We start from the raw sequence: 17,671 nt of genomic DNA, 5'->3' as shown, positions 1-17,671 counted from the left end.
CCCGGCGGGGCGGGCGAAAACCTGGTTCAGAAGGTTTCCCAATCGTCGTCGGAAGCCGTGCTGGCCGCCTTGGCCTTGGCTTTGGCCGATGCCGTCACGGCGGGCCGGGCCGGCTGTGATGGCTGGGCCGGGCGCGCGGCGCCTGCCGGGGCAGGGGGTGCACCGGTCGCACCGGCCGCAGAAGGCAGGGCGGCCGAAGCACGTGCGGGCACCGCGCGTTTGGGAGCGGAAGGCGCCAGATGCGGACGGGGCGCCGTCGGCGCGTGGCGGGGCGCTGCCACGGCAGCGGCGTGGTTGACGCCACGGCTGTTGCCCAGCATGCCGGTGGACGGCGAGAGCTTGAACACGCTGACCACTTCAGCCAGCGCCTTGGCCTGGGCCTGCAGCGCGCCGGTGGCCGCCGCCGATTCCTCCACCAGTGCGGCGTTCTGCTGGGTCATCTGGTCCATCTGCGTGACGGCCTGGTTGACCTGCTCGATACCGGCCGTCTGCTCATGGCTGGCGGCCGAGATCTCGCCCATGATGTCGGTCACGCGGCGCACGCTGGCCACGATCTCTTCCATGGTCTTGCCGGCCGAGTCGACCTGGGCGCTGCCTTCCTCGACCTTGCCCACCGAGTCGTCGATGAGCTGCTTGATCTCCTTGGCGGCGGCGGCCGAGCGCTGGGCCAGGGTGCGCACTTCCGAGGCGACGACGGCAAAGCCGCGTCCCTGGTCGCCGGCGCGGGCCGCTTCCACGGCCGCATTCAGCGCCAGGATATTGGTCTGGAAGGCGATGGAGTCGATGACGCCGATGATGTCCACGATCTTGCGCGAGGCATCGTTGATGGCAGACATGGTCTGCACCACCTGAGCCACGGCCGAGCCGCCGCGCACGGCGACCTGGGAGGCGGCGGCGGCCAGCTGGTTGGCCTGCTGGGCGTTGGCACCGTTTTGCTTGACGGTGGAGGTCAGCTCCTCCATGGAGGCGGCGGTCTGCTCCAGCGAGCTGGCCTGTTCCTCGGTGCGGGCCGACAGGTCCTGGTTGCCCGAGGCGATCTGGCCGCTGGCCGTGGCGATGGAGTCCGTGCCCTGGCGCACCTGGCCGACGATGCGCTGCAGGCTCTCGTTCATGTGCTGCAGGGCCTGCAGCAGCTGGCCGGTCTCGTCCTTGCCATGCACCTCGATGCGGCTGCCCAGGTCGCCGGCAGCCACGGCCTGTGCCAGGCTCACGGCCTGCTGCAGGGGGCGTGCCACGCTGCGGGCGATCAGCAGCGCCATGCCCAGGCCGAAGAGGACGGCCCCCGCCAGCAGTGCGATCACCCACCAGCGCGCGGCGGTGAAGATGTCGTCGCCTGCCTGGTTGGCATCCTCGATGCCCTGGGCGTTGATCTTGAGCAGTTCGTCCAGCTTGGCGTTGATGGCACGGCTGGTCTTGACCGAATCGCCGCGCAGCACCTCGGACGCCTCGTCGGTGCGCAGGGCGTGGGACAGGTCCACGATCTTTGCCGTGTGCTGCGCGTACTGGCCCAGGTCGTCCTTGATGCCGGCCATCAGCTCGCGCTCACGCGCGGTGTTGGCATAGCGCTCGAAGGCCTGCTGGTTCTTGAGCAGCTCGGACCACAGCGTCGGCATGCTCTTGTCGTAGATGGCCATTTCATCCATCGAGATGGCCAGCACATGCTGCATGGTCTGCGAGCGGTAGCGCTGCAGCTGGTAGCGCATCTCCATGATCACGCGCTCGGCGGGCATCCAGTGGTGCGCCAGATCGGTGGCCGTGCGGTTGACACGGTCCAGCTGGACCACGGAGAACAGGCCCAGGCCGGCGGTCAGCAGCAGCAGGGCGATGAAAGAGGCCAGCAGCTTGTGGGCCAGCTTCAGATTGCGGAAAAACATCATGGTGGGGAGTGCCGTACGGCGAGAAGCGAAAGCGGGTGAGCGGCGGTGGCTGCGAATCGAGGGGATGCGGTGGCGATCGGGGGCGATCAGCGGGACCGACACTCGGCCCCGCCATGCCGCAGTTATCGGTCACTTGCCGGCGAGGCTTAGGGAAAAATAGGTCCAGTCCGAATATTTATTGCGGATTGTTACTTTTTCCGGCCAAGGTCTCCGCGCACATGGCCTGGCCCGCTCACATGCCGTTCACACGTCCGATCCCACGTCCGTCGCCAGCCCGGCTTGCAGGCTCGATGCCTGCAGCCACCGCTCCAGATCCGCTGCCGGCAGCGGGCGCGAGAACAGATAGCCCTGCGCGACCGGATAGCCCTGTTCGCGCAGGATGGTGTTCTGCGCCGCCGTCTCCACTCCCTCGGCCACCACGGTCAGGTGCAGGCTGCGGCCTATGCCCAGGATGGCGTTGCTCAGGGCCTGGGCGGCTTCGTCGTTTTCCAGGTCGGCCACGAAGCTGCGGTCCAGCTTGAGCTCGCTGACGGGCAGGCGGCGCAGGTAGCTGAGGCTGGAGTAGCCCGTGCCGAAGTCGTCCATGGACAGGCGCACGCCCTGGGAATGCACGGCCTGCAGCGTGCGCATGGTGCCCGGGTTGGTGTCCAGCAGCAGGCTTTCGGTGATCTCCAGCGTGAGGTCCTGCGGCTTGAGCGCGTTGTGCTCCAGCGTGTCGGCAATCATGCGCGGCAGGTCCAGGTTGTGAAAGCTGGTGGGCGAGAGGTTGACCGACATGGCCGGCACGTCAATGCCCCGGCTGCGCCACTCGCCCAGCTGGCGGCAGGCCTCGCGCAGTGCCCAGGTGCCCAGCTCGCCGATCAGGCCGCATTCCTCGGCCAGCGGAATGAAGCGTGCGGGCGAGATCTCGCCGAATTCCGCATGGCTCCAGCGCGCCAGGGCCTCCACGCCGTAGAGGCGCCCGTCCTTCAGGTCGAGCTGGGGCTGGTAGTGCAGTCGCAGGCCGCCGCTGCGCAGTGCGTCGCGCAGCGCCGTCTCCAGCACCAGCCGCTCCTGCGCCAGGCGGTTCATCTCGGGGCTGAAGAAGCTGTAGAGCCCGCGCCCGCCCGATTTGGCCTGGTACATGGCCATGTCGGCGCGGTGCAGCAGGGTCTCCATGTCGCGCCCGTCGGCGGGAAACACGGCAATGCCGCAACTGGCCGTGCTGGCCAGGGACACGTCGTCGATCATGCAGGGCTCGCCAAGTGCCGACTGCAGCCGCTCGATCACCTCGGCCGCCTGCGCACCGCCGCAGTGTGGCAGCACGATGACGAATTCATCGCCCGACAGGCGCCCGGCAATGTCGCCCGTGCGCAGCTCCGCCTGGATGCGCTGGGCCACGCTGCACAGCAGCCTGTCGCCGGCCGGGTGGCCCAGCGAGTCGTTGACCTGCTTGAAGCGGTCCAGGTCGATGAAGACCACGGCCAGCTCATGGCCCTCGTGCGAAGCCACGGACAGCGCCTGCTCGGCCTGGGCCAGCAGCAGGCTGCGGTTGGGCAGGGTGGTCAGCCCGTCGTAGAAGGCCAGCTGCCGGATGCGGCGGCGCGCCTGCTCGCGCTCCAGCGCCAGCGCGCACAGGTCGGTGCAGGCCTCCACCAGCCGCTGGTGGAAGGGATCGGGGCCGGGCCGGTCGAAATGGCGGTAGTAGAAGGCAAAGGTGCCGGCCACGCCGCCCTGCAGCCCGCAGATGGGCGTGGACCAGCAGGCTGTATACCCCAGCGGCAGGATGAGCTGCTTGAATTCAGCCCACAGCGGGTCGGTGGCGATGTCACGCACCAGCACGGGCCGGTTGTGGAATGCGGCCGTGCCGCAGGAGCCGATATTGGGGCCGATGGGCACGCCGTCCAGCGCCGCTGAATAGGAGGCCGGCAGGCTGGGCGCGGCCAGCGGGCGCAGGCGGTTCTGGTCATCGACTTCCAGCACCGAGACCGCAATGTCGGGCGCAATGCGCTCGACCTCGCGGCACACCAGGTCCAGCACTTCGGTCAGCGGCTGGTCGCGCGCCATGGCCTCCAGGGCGCGCCGCTGCAGCACCTCGTGCATCTTGGCCTCGGTGATGTCGGTGATCACGGTCACCGTGGTGTGGAGGCGGCCATCGGGGCCCATGACGGGATTGGCCTGGGCGCTGACCCAATACCGCTCGCCGTCCTTGCCGACGAGGATCTCCTCGCGGTACACCGGCTTGCCTGCGTCCAGTTCGGCGCGGTAGGCGGCCGTGAATTCGGGCGAGGCATGCGGCACCAGCAGGGCGATGGGCGCACGGCCCACGACCTCTTCGCTGCTCCAGCCGAACATGCGGGTGAAGCCTGCGTTGACATAGGAGATGGTCCAGTTGCCATCGGCGATCACCACGGCCGCGTCGGTGGCATCGGCCACCAGGGACAGGCGCCGCAAGTGCTCCTGCCGGCTGCGGTCGGCCTGCACCCGGGCCGTGATGTCGGTGGCAATGCACAGCACATGGCTGAGCGCGCCCTGGGTATCCAGCACGGGGGCATAGGTGGCCTCCAGCCAGCAGGTGCTGCCGTCGCGGCGCCGGTGTTCGCCCACGCGCGAAATCGTCTCGCCCCCGCCCCAGCGCTGGCGCCACCGGCCGTAGGCGTCGGGATCGGCATGTGCCTGGGTGCACAGGTCACTGTGCAGCAGGCCCTCGGCGCCCGAGGTGGAGTAGCCAAGAATGGCTTCGTAATTGGCGTTGGCGCGCATCAGCCGGCCTTCGGGCGTGAACTCCGCCAGCGCCATGGCCTTGTCCAGCGTGCTCCACAGCGCCTGCTGCCCTGCCGTGCCTGCTACCCGCGTTTCGAACATGGTTCGCTCTCCTGATGGATGCTGAGCTGATGATTGATTGTTTCTAAATGATACCGATCCGGCGCAGCAGCTGGATGTCAGCCACACCTGATCGCACTTGCTTCCACTGTTCGCCCTTGGATGGTCCGCCTGATGACACTCTTAGGCAAGTGCTGCCGCTGGTTACAATGATTTGAGAATGATTCTTGTTTGATGGTGCATCCCGCCTTCAAACCATCGGGTCCTACCATGCCATCCGCCCCAGTCTCCAGCGCCACCTCCAACGCGGTCTCCAGCCCCTTGCACCGCGAAATCTCCGCCCTCTATGCCGGCCACCATGGCTGGCTGCAGGGCTGGCTGCGCCGCCGACTTGGCAATGCCTGCGACGCGGCCGACCTGGCGCAGGACACCTTCATCCGCCTGCTCACCGCGCCTGCGGGCGACTTGCCCGCCCTGCGCGAGCCACGCGCCTACCTGGCCACGGTGGCGCGGCGCCTGCTGATCAACCACCTGCGCCGCCAGTCGCTGGAGCAGGCCTGGCTGCTGGCCCTGGCCGCGCTGCCAGCGCCGCAGGCGCCGTCGCCCGAGCAGCAATTGCTCATCCTGCAGGCGCTGCAGGAGGTCGATGCCATGCTCGACGGCCTGCCGCCCAAGGTGCGCGCGGTCTTCATCCTGTCCCAGGTCGAGGGGCTGACCTATGCGGCCATTGCCGAGCAACTGGGCATGGGCCTGCGTTCGGTCAAGCGCTACATGGCCCAGGCCATGGCCGAGTGCATCCTGCTGTCGGCATGAACGCCGTGGACTCCCAGGCCGCAGCGCCGCTGTCGCGCGAAATCGCCTTGCAGGCCGCCGAATGGTTTGTGCTGCTGCACTCGGGCGAGGCCAGCGAGGCCGACCACCGCGCCTTCGAGGCCTGGCGCACCCGTGCCGATGTCCACGAACAGGCCTGGCTGCGCGCCCTGGCCGTGAGCCAGCGTGCGGGCAGCCTGCCGCCCGCACTGGGCGCGCCGGCTCTGGGCCGCAAGCAGCGCCGCCTGGGTGCCATGGGCCGCCGCGACACCGTGCGCGCGCTGGCCCTGCTGATCACGGCCGCCCCCGTAGGCTGGCTGGCCTGGCGCGCCACGCCCTGGATGCAGTGGACCTCCACCCATGCGACGGCCACGGGCGAGCGCCGCGAATGGACGCTGGCCGATGGCAGCCGCATCGTGCTCGATACGGGCAGTGCCGTCGATGTGTTGTTTGACGAGGCGCTGCGCCGTGTCCACCTGAGTGAGGGCGCCGTCTTCATAGAGACCGCGCCCGACCCGCAGTCCCGGCATCGGCCCTTTGTGGTCACCACCGGGCAGGGCAGGGTGCGCGCCCTGGGTACGCGCTTCGTGGTGCGCAGTGCAGGGGAGCGCAGCGAGGTGGCCGTGCTGCAGGGCGCCGTGCAGGTCACCACCCGTGGCGGCGCCGCGCAGCAGCTGCAGGCAGGCCAGCAACTGTGGTTTGACGCCATGGGCATAGGCCGTGCCGAGCCTGCGGACGCCGGCGCCGCCCAATGGGCGCGCGGCCTGCTGGCCGCAGACAACATGCGGTTGGCCGATTTTGTGGCCGAGCTGTCGCGCTACCGCCCCGGCTGGCTGCACTGCGATCCGTCTGTGGCGGATTTGCGCGTCACCGGCGCCTTTCAGCTGGGCGATGCCGATACCGGCACGGACGCCGTGCTCGCCAACCTCGTGCACCTGCTGCCCGTGCAGATCCACTACCGCACACGCTACTGGGTGACGGTGGCGGCGCGCGGTACACCACCGGCTTGAAATTTCTTCCGGAATCTGGCCCCTTTCTGCGGCAGGCCGTGTCCTGTTCGATGGCAACCGATTTCATCGAACGACTTCCGAAGGAAAAACAGACCATGGCTCTCCGGCCCGGCATGCGCAGCGTGGCGCGCACTCCCTCCCCCTTGCTCTTTCCGCTGTCCCAGACAGGCCTTGCCGTGCTCATGGCAGCGGGCCTGGCGGCAGGCGCCGCCTTGCCGCGCGCTGCGCTGGCCCAGGCCGGTGCGGCGGCTGCCAGCGCGGTGCAGCGTCCGTTCCAGGTGCCGGCAGGCCCGCTGGCCGCCGCGCTCACGGCGTTTGCCGCTGACGCAGGCGTGAGCATCAGCGCGCCGCCCGCCCTGGTGCAGGGCCGGCGAACCCAGGGCGTGCAGGGCCGCCTCACGGTGCGCGAGGCGCTGGACCGGCTGCTGGCCGGCACCGACCTGCAGGCGCAGGCGGCGGGGGAGGGCGGTTTTGTGCTGCGTGCGGTGCCCGAGGCCACCCAGGCATCGACCGTGCTGGGTGAGGTCAGGGTGACCGCCGCGGCCCCGGCAGAAAGCCCCTGGGGCAGTACCAGCGGGTATGTGGCGCGCCGGGCCAGCACGGCCACCAAGACCGATGCGTCGATTCTGGAGGTGGCGCAATCGGTGTCCGTCATCACGCGCGACCGCATGGACGACCAGGGCGTGCGCACGCTCAACGACGCCGTGCAGTACACGGCCGGCGTGCGCACCAACACGGGTGGGGCAAATCCTGCGGACGACAGTCTGTCGGTGCGCGGCTTCAGCCAGTTTTCGGGCAATTTCTACCTGGACGGGCTGCGCCTCATGCCGCTGGGCACGCTGGGCTTTTTCGGCATGGAGCCTTACGGGGCCGAGCGCATGGAGGTCCTCAAGGGGCCGGCCTCGGTGCTGTATGGGCAGAACTCGCCGGGCGGCATCGTGAACTTCGTGTCCAAACGGCCTTCGGCCGATGTGGTGCGCGGCATGGAGTTGTCCGTAGGCAGCCATGCTCGCCGGCAGGCGGCCTTCGACCTCGGAGGCCCGGTGGGTGACGATGGCACGGTGAGCTACCGCCTGGTGGGGCTGGCCAGGGCGGCCGACCAGCAGATCGACTTCATGCGTGATGACCGCGTCTACCTGGCGCCCAGCCTGACCTGGGCGCCGGACGCTCGCACCAGCGTCACGCTGCGCGGCTTCTACCAGAAGAACCACGCCATGATGTCCACCAACGTGCAGTGGGATGCGCTCAACGGGCGCAACCCCAATGGCCGGCTGCCCCTGAACCGCTTCCTGGGAGAACCGGGCTTCGACCGCGAAGAGACCGAGGTCGCATCGCTGGGCTACGACGCACGCCATCAATTCGACAGCGGCTGGACGCTGCGGCAGAACTTCCGCTACCTGCACGCACGCAACCACGAGCAGTACATGTTCCGCTACGGGCCGCTGATCGACGGCTCCATCACCAACCGGGAGATCGATTCGCGCGATGGCAAGGGCGGCGTCTACACCGTGGACACCAGCCTGTCGGGCCAATTCGCGGCGGCCGGCCTGCAGCATGAATTCATCGTGGGGCTGGACTACAACCGCAGCCGCTCCAGTTTCGACTCCTATATTGCCGACGGGCCGCAGCTGGACATCTACCGTCCCGTCTATGGCAGCTTCATCGACACCTCGCTGCTGCAGCCCGATGCGCTGCGCGATGAGCGCGCCCAGCAGGTAGGCCTCTACGTGCAGGACCGCATCCGCAAGGACCGCTGGGTGCTGGCCCTGGGCGGACGCCACGACTGGAGCCGCCTGGAGCAGTCCAGCCGCCTGGCCGACCCCGTGTCCACCACCGTGCGCAAGCCCAAATCCTTCACGGGCCGCGTGGGCCTGACCTATCTTGCAGACAACGGCGTGGCGCCCTATGTCAGCTACAGCGAGTCGTTTGTCCCTTTGATGGGCGCTGACCGCAACGACCGGCCCTTTGATCCGGAAACCGGCAAACAGGTCGAGGTCGGCGTCAAGTACTCGCCCGACGAGCGCAGCAGCTTCACGTTGGCCGCCTTCGAGCTGCGCCGGCAGAACGTGCTCACCACCGACCCCGATAACGTCCGCTATTCCATACAGCAAGGCGAAGTGCGTTCTCGCGGCATCGAGTTCGAGGCGGCAGTCCAGCCCACGCGCGGGCTCAAGCTCCTGGCGGCGCTGACCTACAACCCCGTCAAGGTGACCCGGGCCCAGCCAGACCAGTGGGGCGGCAACGTGCAGGGCAAGTCGCCTTACGAAGTGCCCCGCAAGATGGCGTCGGCCTGGGTGGACTATGCCTTTGGGGGCGACCTGCTGGGGCTGGGGGCGGGCGTGGGGGCGCGCTACATCGGCTGGAGCTGGGGCGATGCGGACAACAGCTTCCGCGTACCGTCGTTCACCCTGGTGGATGCCTCGCTGCGCTATGACCTGGGAAAGATGCGCAGTGACTGGCGCGGGGCCAGCGTGAGCCTGACGGTGAAGAACCTGTTCGACAAGTACCACACGGCGTCGTGCTTTTCCGCCAATGCCTGCAACTACGGCGAAGCGCGCAACATGGTGTTTCGGTTCGGGTACATCTGGTAGGCCTTGCGCCATCAGGCCGGTCGAAAGCGCCCTCGCACGCTCCCTGGCATGGATACAATCGAATAAGAATGATTCTTGTTTGATTGCGGGCCCCGCCCCCAAGGGAATCGGGACCTGCCATGCCATCCGCCTCCACCCCCCAGCACCGAGAAGCCGCCTCCCTGTACACCGCCCACCATGGCTGGCTGCAGGGCTGGCTGCGCCGCAGGCTGGGCAACGGGGCGGATGCGGCGGACCTGGCGCAGGACACCTTCGTGCGCATCCTGGGCGTGCGCGACCTGGCCGGTGTGCAGGAGCCGCGTGCCTACCTGACCACGGTGGCCAAGGGCGTGCTCGTCAACTGGTACAAGCGCCAGGCGCTGGAGCGCGCCTACCTCGAAGCCCTGGCCGCCTTGCCCGAGCCCGTGGCGCCGTCGCCCGAGCAGCGCGCCCTGGTGCTGGAGACCCTGCACGAGATAGACGCCATGCTGGACGCGCTGCCGCCCATCGTGCGGCGCACGTTTTTGCTGTCCCAGCTGGACGGCATGAAGTACGAGGACATCGCGCAGCAGCTGGAGGTCTCGCTCACCAGCGTCAAGCGCTACATGGCCCAGGCGTTTCGCCAATGCCTGGTGGCAATGGCGTGATGGAGCCGCCCCTGCAAGCGCGCGTGCTCGACGAGGCCGCCGAATGGCTGATGCGCCTGCACGACAGCGGCGCCACCGATGCCGACCGCGCCGCCTGCGAACGCTGGCGCCAGGCCGACCCACAGCATGCCCTGGCCTGGGAGCGCGCCGAGCGGCTGCTGGGCAAGTTGGGCGGCCTGCCTGCAGCGCTGGCCATGCCGGCGCTGGACCGGCCCCGAAGCCACCGCGCCCAGCGCCGCGCCACCGTGGCCCGGCTGGCCGCGCTGCTGGCCGTGGCGCCTGCAGGCTGGCTGGCCTGGCAAGCCTGGTATGCGGCGGACCAGCGCGGCTGGGGCGCCGACCTGCGCACCGCCACCGGCGAGCGCCGCACCGAGCATCTGGCCGATGGCAGCCGCCTCCTGCTGGACACGGCCAGCGCGGTGGACATCCGGTTTGATGGCGCACTGCGCCTGCTCACCCTGCGCCAGGGCGCGATTTCCATAGAAACGGCGGCCGATACCGCCACACCGCGCCGCCCCTTTGTCGTGGACACCGCCCATGGCCGGCTGCGCGCGCTGGGCACCCGCTTCACCGTGCGGCAGGAGGGCGACCGGGCGGACGGCGGCCCCGTGCGCCTGGCCGTGACCGAGGGCGCCGTGGAAGTCACGCTGCGCGGCGCCGTCAGCCCGGCGCTGGTCGTTCAAGCCGGTCAGCAAACGGTATTGCGAGCGGGGGAGGTGACCGCGCCCCAGCCCCTGCAGCCCGAGGCCACGGCCTGGACCCACGGCATGCTGATGGCCGACGCCATGCCGCTGGCCGCGTTCTGCGCCGAACTGTCGCGCTACCGGCCCGGCCTGCTGCAGTGCGCGCCCGAGGTGCGCGCCTTGCGCGTGTCCGGCTCCTTCCCGCTGGGCGATACGGACCGGACGCTGACCATGCTGGCATCCACCTATCCCGTCGACGTGCAGACACGCATGCGCGGCTACTGGATCACCGTGGTCGCCAGGAACTAAAAAAATCAAGGCAGGCTGGTACTTTTTCGGATCTCGGCTGGCAACGGGGAAAGAGCTTCTTTCTTCACCGCCTCCAAGGACCGATTTCCATGCCTGCCGTACCCATGCCGCATCCCGTCTTCCATCCCCTGGCGCATGCCGCCCGCCTGGCCCTGCTGGGCATGGCATTGGCCGCAGGCGCCGTGCAGGCGGCCGAACCGGCCCCCGCTTCCGTACCTGCTCCCGCTCCCGCAGCCCAGGCCTACCAGATCGCGCCCGGGCCGCTGGGCCGCACGCTGGCCGGCGTGGCCACGGCGGCGGGTATTTCGCTGTCCTTCGATCCAGCGCTGACCGAAGGGCTCACCAGCCCGGCCCTGTCCGGCCACTACGCGCCGCAGCAGGCGCTGCAGCGCCTGCTGGCCGGCAGCGGGCTGGACATGGTGGCGCGCAGCGATGGCAGCTACACGCTGCGCAGGCAGGCCGCACCGGCCGGCGCTGCTGCCGGTTCCACCACGGTCCTGAACGAAGTGCAGGTGACGGCCCGCGCCGAGCGCAGCGCCACCAGCGAAGGCACGGGCAGCTACGTGGCCCGCGCGGTCACGGTGGGCAAGGGCGAGCAGGCGATCAAGGACATCCCCCAGTCCATCAGCGTGATCACGCGCCAGCGCATGGACGACCAGAACCTCAACACCGTGGACGACGTGCTGGCCAGCACCACGGGCATCACCATGTACGACAGCCCCATGGGCGGGCGCTATGTCTACTCGCGCGGCTTTCGCGTGGACACCTACCAGTTCGATGGCGTGAACCGCGCCTTCTACTACCCGCAGGCCGACAACTTCACCAGCAACGCCGCCACGCTGGACCGCGTGGAAGTGGTGCGCGGTGCCACGGGGCTGCTGCAGGGGGCGGGCTCCCCCAGCGCGGCCATCAACATGGTGCGCAAGCGCCCCCTGGCAGAGCGCCAGCTGGAGGTATCGGCCAGTGTGGGCTCCTGGAACAACCTGCGTAGCGAGATTGATGCCACGGGCCCGCTCAACGAGGCCGGCACGCTGCGCGGGCGCGTGGTCGCCAGCCTCAACAGCCGCGACTATTTCTACGACGTGGCCAGCAGCCGCACCGGCGTGCTCTACGGCGTGCTGGAGTACGACCTCAGCTCCCAGACCCGGCTGACCGTGGGCGCCACCCACGAGCGGCTGCGCTCCACGCCGTTCTTCCAGGGCCTGCCGCGCTATGCCGACGGCGCAGACCTGCGGCTGCCGCGCTCCACCTTCCTGGGCGCGGACTGGAACCGCTGGGACAGCGAGCAGACATCGCTGTTTGCCGAGCTGCAGCACCGCTTCAACGCGGACTGGACCGTCAAGGCCACGGCGGGCTACACCCGGGAAAAGCACGACATGAAGTACGCCTTTGCCCTGGGGGCGATCAATCCCGCCACGCTGGCGGGCAACGAGATGTATGCCGGCCTGTTCGATGTCACCACCGACAACAAGACCCTGGACGTGGCGGTGGACGGCAAATTCGACGCCTTCGGCCGCCGGCATTCGCTGAGCTTTGGTGCCAACACGGGCCGCATGGTCAACGACAGCGACTATTCGCTGATCCGCATGGGCCTGCCCAACAACGTGTTCGACCCGAGCGCCGCCATCCGCGAGCCGTCCCGCGCGGAATTCCTGGCCAACCGCTATCGCGGCGATGAAAGCCGCACCCGCATGACCCAGTCCGGCGCCTACGGCGTGGCGCGGCTGGGCCTCACCGATGCGCTGACCCTGATCGGCGGCGCCCGCGTCACCCGCTTCACGGGCAGCAGCAACTACCGCAACACGGGCGAGGCCTACAACGACCCGTACAAGGAAAGCGGCGTCATCACGCCCTATGGCGGCCTGGTCTATGCGCTCAATGACCAGTGGTCGGCCTATGCCAGCTACTCCGACATATTCCAGGCCCAGAACGCCGTGACGGCGGCCGGCGACCTGCTGGCACCCATCAAGGGGCGCAATCTGGAAGTGGGCATGAAGGGCGAATTGCTGGACGGCAGGGTGAATGCGGCCGTGGCCCTGTTCCGCATCGACCAGAAGAACCGCGCCGAAGAGGACCTGGTCAATCCCTGCTCGGCCAGCACCTACTGCTATGTCTCCGTGGGCAAGGTCCGCAGCCAGGGGCTGGATGCCGAGATCAGCGGCGAGGTGGCGCGCGGCTGGCAACTGTTTGCCGGCTATACCTTCAGCCATTTCAAGTACCTGGACAACACCTCCAATGCCGGCGTGGAGTTCGCCAGCACCTACACGCCCAAGCACATGCTGCGGGTCTGGAGCGACTACCGCCTGCCGGGCGAATGGAGCGCCTGGAACGTGGGCGGCGGCGTCAACTTCCAGACCGCCAGCTCGCGCGCGGTGGGCGCCATCACCGACGTGCAGCCAGCCTATGCCGTGTGGTCTGCCCGCCTGGGCTACCGGATCGACCGCAACTGGTCCGTGGCACTGAGCGTGGCCAACCTGTTCGACAAGACCTACTACCAGACCATCGGCGCGCCGGCCTGGGGCAATGTCTACGGCGCACCGCGCAGCGCGACGCTCACCCTGCGCGGCAAGTTCTGAAACACGGCCAGGAGGAACGGTCTGCAGCAGCAGGCGGCAGAGCAGGGCCGCAAGAGGGTCGTAGTTGCCTATAATTGAGAATTATTCTCAATCTCGGGTCGCCGCGTGTCCAGCCCATCGCCTTCCTTGTCCGCCCATGTCGAATCCCTGTACCTGGCCCACCACGGCTGGCTGCAGGGCTGGCTGCGCAAGAAGGTGGGCAATGCCTTCGACGCGGCCGATCTGGCGCAGAGCACCTTCCTCAAGGTGCTGGGCGCCAAGGGTCTGGACCAGCTCCAGGAGCCGCGCGCCTACCTGACCACCATTGCGCGCAACCTGCTGATCAACCAGGTGCGGCGCCGCGCCATCGAGCAGGCCTATCTCGATGCCCTGGCCGCCATGCCCGAGCCCGTGGCGCCGCCGCCCGAGGTCCGGCTCATGGTGCTGGAGACCCTGGTGGAGATAGACCGCCGCCTGGGCCGTTTGCCCGCGCTGGCCAAGCAGGCCTTCCTGCTGGCCCAGCTCGAAGGGCTCGGCCATGGCGAGATCGCTGCCGAGCTGGGTATCTCCATCTCCACGGTCAAGCGCCACCTGGCCAAGGCGGCCATGCGCTGCTTCTTCCCGGAGTAGGCGGCATGCAGGCGTTCCCTTCCGCTTCTTCCCCCATTTCTGCCGAAGTGGCTCGCCAGGCCGTGCAATGGTGGCTGCAACTGAACTCCGGCAAGGCCCAGGCCCGGCAGCACGATGGCCTGCAGCGCTGGCGTGCGGCCAGCCCCGAGCATGAGGCCGCCTGGCAGCGCATCGAATCCATGGGCAGCCAGATGGCCGGCATTCCCATGCCGCTGGCGCGGGCCGCATTGGCCGCACCCGGCTCGGCCGGCAGGCGCCGTGCGGTGCAGGCGCTGGCCGTGCTGCTGGTCTCGGGCGCGGGCTCCGCTGCCGTCGTGCGCTCGCAGGCCTGGCGCGGCTGGACGGCCGACCAGGTGGCTGCCGTGGGCGAGCAGCGCCGGCTGCCGCTGCCCGACGGCGGCAGCGTGGTGCTCAACACCGGCAGCGCCCTCAACCTGCGCTACGGCGCGGCCGAGCGCGTGCTGGAGCTGGTGCGTGGCGAAATCCTCGTGCAGACCGCGCCGGACAGCCTGCACCGTCCCTTCATCGTGCAGACCGCCATGGGCGCTGTTCAGGCCCTGGGCACGCGCTTCACGGTGCGCGAGCGCGAGTCCGGCGTTGAAGTGGGCGTGCTGCAAGGCGCCGTGCAACTGCGGCCCGCGCATGCCCCGCATGCCGCGCAGCGCATCGATGCGGGAGAGCAGGGCACGTTCACGGCCCAGCAGGCCGTGCACTCCGGCGCGCTGGACACGGCGGCCAGCGCCTGGGCCGAAGGCATGCTGGTGGCCTCGCGCATGCGGCTGGAGGATTTCCTGGCCGAACTGGGCCGCTACCGGCGCGGGCGCCTGGGCTGCGACCCGGCCGTGGCCGGCCTGCACGTCTCCGGCGCCTATCCGCTGGCCGACACCGACCGCGTGCTGGCCGCGCTGACTTCCTCGCTGCCCGTGGAAATCCACTCCTTCTCGCGCTACTGGGTGATGGTGCGGCCTGCGGTGCCGCACAAGGCATGAAGGCCTTCGCACTTTCCTGAAAAAAATTTGAGCTGATTTGCCGGCGATGGCTGTCAACAGAGACAGGAGCGCACCGCAGCGTGCGCCAACGCTTCTCTACAACCATTGCAACAAGGCCTTTCCATGCGCCCTCAGACCATGCGCCAGAACTCCATGCGGCAGACTGCCGCCCCCACCGTCCGTCCATCCCAGGCAGCCCCGGCGTTGCGGCCCGTGGCGCTGGCGCTGCAGGTGCTGTGCGCGGGCACGCTGGCGGGGCTGGCTGCCGCAGGCGCCCTGGCTCCGGCACAGGCCTGGGCGCAGCCCGCTGCCGGTGCTTCGCAGCAACGCCAGTACGACATTGCAGCCGGCCCGCTCGAAAGCGTGCTCAACCAGCTCGGGCGCGAGGCCGGCGTGCTGGTCACCTTCGGCTCGGCCGTCACCGAAGGCTTGCGCAGCGGCGGCGTGAGCGGGCGCTTCACCGTGGAGCAGGCGCTGGACCGCGCCTTGCTGGGCACGCCGCTGGCGGCCGTGCGCTCGGCCGGTGGCGGCTACACCCTGCGCGAGATGCCTGTGGTGCCGGCCGCCTCCGGCGCGGCGGGTGCTGCGGGTGCGGCAGGCACGGGGTCCTCCCAGACACTCAGGACCGTGCTGGTCACGGCCTCGGCCCAGGCCAGCCCCACCACCGAAGGCTCGGGCTCCTACACCACGCCGGCCACGGCGGCCGCCACGGGCCTGAGCCTGTCGCTGCGCGACACGCCGCAGTCCGTCAGCGTGCTCACGCGCCAGCAGATCGAGGACCAGGGCCTGCTCTCGCTCAACGACGCCATGCGCAGCGTCACCGGCATCCATGTCGTCAGCTCGGACAGCGACCGCTCGGACTTCTACTCGCGCGGCTTCTACGTGGACAACCTGCAGTACGACGGCGTGCCCACCTCCATCGGCCTGTCGTTCTACGGTGACTCGGGCACCGATACCACCATCTATGACCGCGTCGAAGTGGTGCGCGGCGCCACGGGTCTGCTCACGGGCGCGGGCAATCCGTCGGCCTCCATCAACATGGTGCGCAAGCACGCCAACAGCAAGGTGTTCACGGGCTCGGCCTCGGCCAGCGTGGGCTCGTGGAACCACCATCGCGGCACGGTGGACCTGTCCATGCCGCTGACGCAGGACGGCCGCATCCGCGCACGCGTCGCCGGCATGGCCGAAGAGCGCGACTCCCATGTGGATCTCTACCACGCGCGCAAGCAGGTCTTCTACGGCGTGATCGATGCCGACCTCACGCCCGACACCACGCTCAGCGTGGGCGCCGACTACCAGTCCAACCGGCCCACCGGCTCGACCTGGGGCGGCCTGCCGCTGGTCTTCACGAACGGCATGCCAGCCGACTGGAGCACCTCCAAGACCACGGCCGCGAACTGGACGCGCTGGAACAGCACCAACAAAAACATCTTCGCCAACCTGCAGCACCGCTTTGGCAACGACTGGAAGCTCAAGGCCAACTTCGTGCACCGCGACAGCGCCTACGACGCCAAGCTGCTGTACCTCATGCGCCAGCCCGACATCACCACCGGCCTGGGCATGGCCGCCCTGCCCAACTACTCCGAATACAGCTTCCAGCAAAACAGCGCCGACCTGCAGGTGACGGGCGGCTGGGAACTGGGCGGGCGCCGCCATGAGGCCGTGGTGGGCCTGAGCAGCAGCCGTGCCCGCGAGCACAAGGCCGGCCATGCGCGCACCAGCCCCCTGCAGGACGTGGGCAACTACTACCAATGGGACGGCTCCTATGCCGAGCCCACCTGGGGGCCGCTGACCACCAGCAGCCTGGACCACACGCGCCAGGATGCGCTGTACGGCGCGCTGCGCCTGTCGCTGGCCGATCCGGTCAAGCTCATCGTGGGCGGGCGCCAGAGCAGCTGGAAGGTGCGCAGCCTCAGCGAGGTGCGCGACCACAACGTCTTCATCCCCTACGCAGGCCTGGTGCTGGACCTGAGCGAAGGCTTCTCCGCCTATGCCAGCTACACCGACATCTTCCAGCCCCAGAACTACCGCGACCGTGGCGGCAGCTACCTGGACCCCGTGGCGGGCAAGAGTTTCGAGATCGGCATCAAGGGCGAGCACCTGGACGGCAGGCTCAACAGCTCCCTGTCCGTCTTCCGCATCCAGCAGGACAACGTGGCCCAGCTGGACGAAGGCCAGGTCGTACCCGGCACCACCGACTTCGCCTACTACGGCGCCAAGGGCGTGACCAGCAAGGGCTTCGAGGCCCAGGTCTCGGGAGAGCTGGCCACGGGCTGGAACCTGTCGGCCGGCATTGCCCACACCGTCGCGCGTGACGCCCAGGGCCTGTCCATCAACGCCTGGGCGCCCAAGACCCAGGCCCAGCTGTTCACTTCCTACCGCCTGCCCGGTGGATGGAATCAGCTCACCGTGGGCGGCGGCCTGCAATGGCAAAGCCGCACCCGCGCCAGCGTCTTCGTGGCGGGCAATGACCTGGTCTTCGAGCAGAAATCCTTCGCCACCGCCAGCCTCATGGCGCGCTATGCCTTCAGCCCCAGGCTCTCGCTGCAGCTGAACCTGAACAACCTCTTCAACAAGAAGTACTACGTCAACATCGACGGCCAGGGCCAGTTCGGCACGCCGCGCCAGGCCATGGCGGTGCTGAACTACAAGTTCTGAGTGGTTGCGTTGGGGCGGGGCGCATTACGTTGCGCCACAACCCCACGCCGGCCCCTTTTCCGACCCATTCCTCCCTTTGGGCCTCAGAAACAGACTATTCCTAGAGACAAGCACGCCGCAGCTGCCTAGAT

General features: G+C 68.8%; 11 protein-coding genes. 9 read left to right on the top strand and 2 right to left on the bottom strand.

The features are described 5' to 3' along the window. Positions 1-26: 26 nt before the first annotated feature. Positions 27-1,877: a methyl-accepting chemotaxis protein gene (locus LGR64_RS13705; RefSeq protein WP_230355761.1), complete on the bottom strand. Its 1,851-nt coding sequence runs from the start codon at positions 1,875-1,877 to the stop codon at positions 27-29. A gap of 243 nt (positions 1,878-2,120) precedes the next feature. Continuing rightward, the gene (locus tag LGR64_RS13700) at positions 2,121-4,721 is read right to left on the bottom strand and encodes a sensor domain-containing protein (protein ID WP_230355759.1); all 2,601 of its coding nucleotides are present in this window, start codon (positions 4,719-4,721) and stop codon (positions 2,121-2,123) included. A gap of 228 nt (positions 4,722-4,949) precedes the next feature. Between LGR64_RS13700 and LGR64_RS13695 the strand changes: the two genes are divergently transcribed. From LGR64_RS13695 to fhuE, 9 genes are all read left to right on the top strand, one after another. Further along, complete coding sequence (locus LGR64_RS13695; RefSeq protein ID WP_230355756.1) at positions 4,950-5,492, top strand: sigma-70 family RNA polymerase sigma factor; 543 nt, start codon at positions 4,950-4,952, stop codon at positions 5,490-5,492. Further along, positions 5,489-6,499: a FecR domain-containing protein gene (locus LGR64_RS13690; RefSeq protein WP_230355754.1), complete on the top strand. Its 1,011-nt coding sequence runs from the start codon at positions 5,489-5,491 to the stop codon at positions 6,497-6,499. The genes LGR64_RS13695 and LGR64_RS13690 overlap by 4 nt, the downstream gene beginning before the upstream one ends. Positions 6,500-6,594: 95 nt before the next feature. Next, positions 6,595-9,090: a TonB-dependent siderophore receptor gene (locus tag LGR64_RS13685; protein ID WP_230355752.1), complete on the top strand. Its 2,496-nt coding sequence runs from the start codon at positions 6,595-6,597 to the stop codon at positions 9,088-9,090. Positions 9,091-9,209: 119 nt separating this feature from the next. Beyond that, positions 9,210-9,716, top strand: a complete 507-nt coding sequence (locus tag LGR64_RS13680; protein ID WP_012205109.1) for a sigma-70 family RNA polymerase sigma factor — start codon at positions 9,210-9,212, stop codon at positions 9,714-9,716. Continuing rightward, positions 9,695-10,708, top strand: coding sequence for a FecR domain-containing protein (locus LGR64_RS13675; protein WP_230355751.1), 1,014 nt, complete (start codon positions 9,695-9,697; stop codon positions 10,706-10,708). The genes LGR64_RS13680 and LGR64_RS13675 overlap by 22 nt, the downstream gene beginning before the upstream one ends. An 89-nt stretch (positions 10,709-10,797) precedes the next feature. Further along, positions 10,798-13,284 (top strand): TonB-dependent siderophore receptor, encoded by a 2,487-nt coding sequence (locus LGR64_RS13670; protein ID WP_199136273.1) that lies wholly within the window; start codon positions 10,798-10,800, stop codon positions 13,282-13,284. A 126-nt stretch (positions 13,285-13,410) separates the two neighbouring features. Then, positions 13,411-13,893 carry a sigma-70 family RNA polymerase sigma factor gene (locus LGR64_RS13665; protein ID WP_016450750.1) on the top strand — a complete coding sequence of 161 codons (483 nt, stop codon included), beginning with the start codon at positions 13,411-13,413 and terminating at the stop codon, positions 13,891-13,893. Between the two features lie 5 nt (positions 13,894-13,898). Next, positions 13,899-14,882 carry a FecR domain-containing protein gene (locus tag LGR64_RS13660; protein ID WP_141833192.1) on the top strand — a complete coding sequence of 328 codons (984 nt, stop codon included), beginning with the start codon at positions 13,899-13,901 and terminating at the stop codon, positions 14,880-14,882. A gap of 123 nt (positions 14,883-15,005) precedes the next feature. Beyond that, the gene (fhuE, locus tag LGR64_RS13655; RefSeq protein ID WP_230355749.1) at positions 15,006-17,540 is read left to right on the top strand and encodes a ferric-rhodotorulic acid/ferric-coprogen receptor FhuE; all 2,535 of its coding nucleotides are present in this window, start codon (positions 15,006-15,008) and stop codon (positions 17,538-17,540) included. Positions 17,541-17,671 lie beyond the last annotated feature (131 nt).

This window comes from Delftia sp. Lp-1 (genome assembly GCF_020523835.1).
Classification (GTDB): Bacteria; Pseudomonadota; Gammaproteobacteria; order Burkholderiales; family Burkholderiaceae_C; genus Comamonas; species Comamonas acidovorans.
Note: the sequence above shows the minus strand (reverse complement) of the source record. Positions and strands in the feature narration are given on the sequence as shown.

Bases quoted from the DNA above. Each gene is read 5' to 3' on its own strand.
- LGR64_RS13705 (WP_230355761.1), bottom strand. From the start codon at position 1,877: ATGATGTTTTTCCGCAATCTGAAGCTGGCCCACAAGCTGCTGGCCTCT.
- LGR64_RS13700 (WP_230355759.1), bottom strand. From the start codon at position 4,721: ATGTTCGAAACGCGGGTAGCAGGCACGGCAGGGCAGCAGGCGCTGTGG.
- LGR64_RS13695 (WP_230355756.1), top strand. From the start codon at position 4,950: ATGCCATCCGCCCCAGTCTCCAGCGCCACCTCCAACGCGGTCTCCAGC.
- LGR64_RS13690 (WP_230355754.1), top strand. From the start codon at position 5,489: ATGAACGCCGTGGACTCCCAGGCCGCAGCGCCGCTGTCGCGCGAAATC.
- LGR64_RS13685 (WP_230355752.1), top strand. From the start codon at position 6,595: ATGGCTCTCCGGCCCGGCATGCGCAGCGTGGCGCGCACTCCCTCCCCC.
- LGR64_RS13680 (WP_012205109.1), top strand. From the start codon at position 9,210: ATGCCATCCGCCTCCACCCCCCAGCACCGAGAAGCCGCCTCCCTGTAC.
- LGR64_RS13675 (WP_230355751.1), top strand. From the start codon at position 9,695: ATGCCTGGTGGCAATGGCGTGATGGAGCCGCCCCTGCAAGCGCGCGTG.
- LGR64_RS13670 (WP_199136273.1), top strand. From the start codon at position 10,798: ATGCCTGCCGTACCCATGCCGCATCCCGTCTTCCATCCCCTGGCGCAT.
- LGR64_RS13660 (WP_141833192.1), top strand. From the start codon at position 13,899: ATGCAGGCGTTCCCTTCCGCTTCTTCCCCCATTTCTGCCGAAGTGGCT.
- fhuE (WP_230355749.1), top strand. From the start codon at position 15,006: ATGCGCCCTCAGACCATGCGCCAGAACTCCATGCGGCAGACTGCCGCC.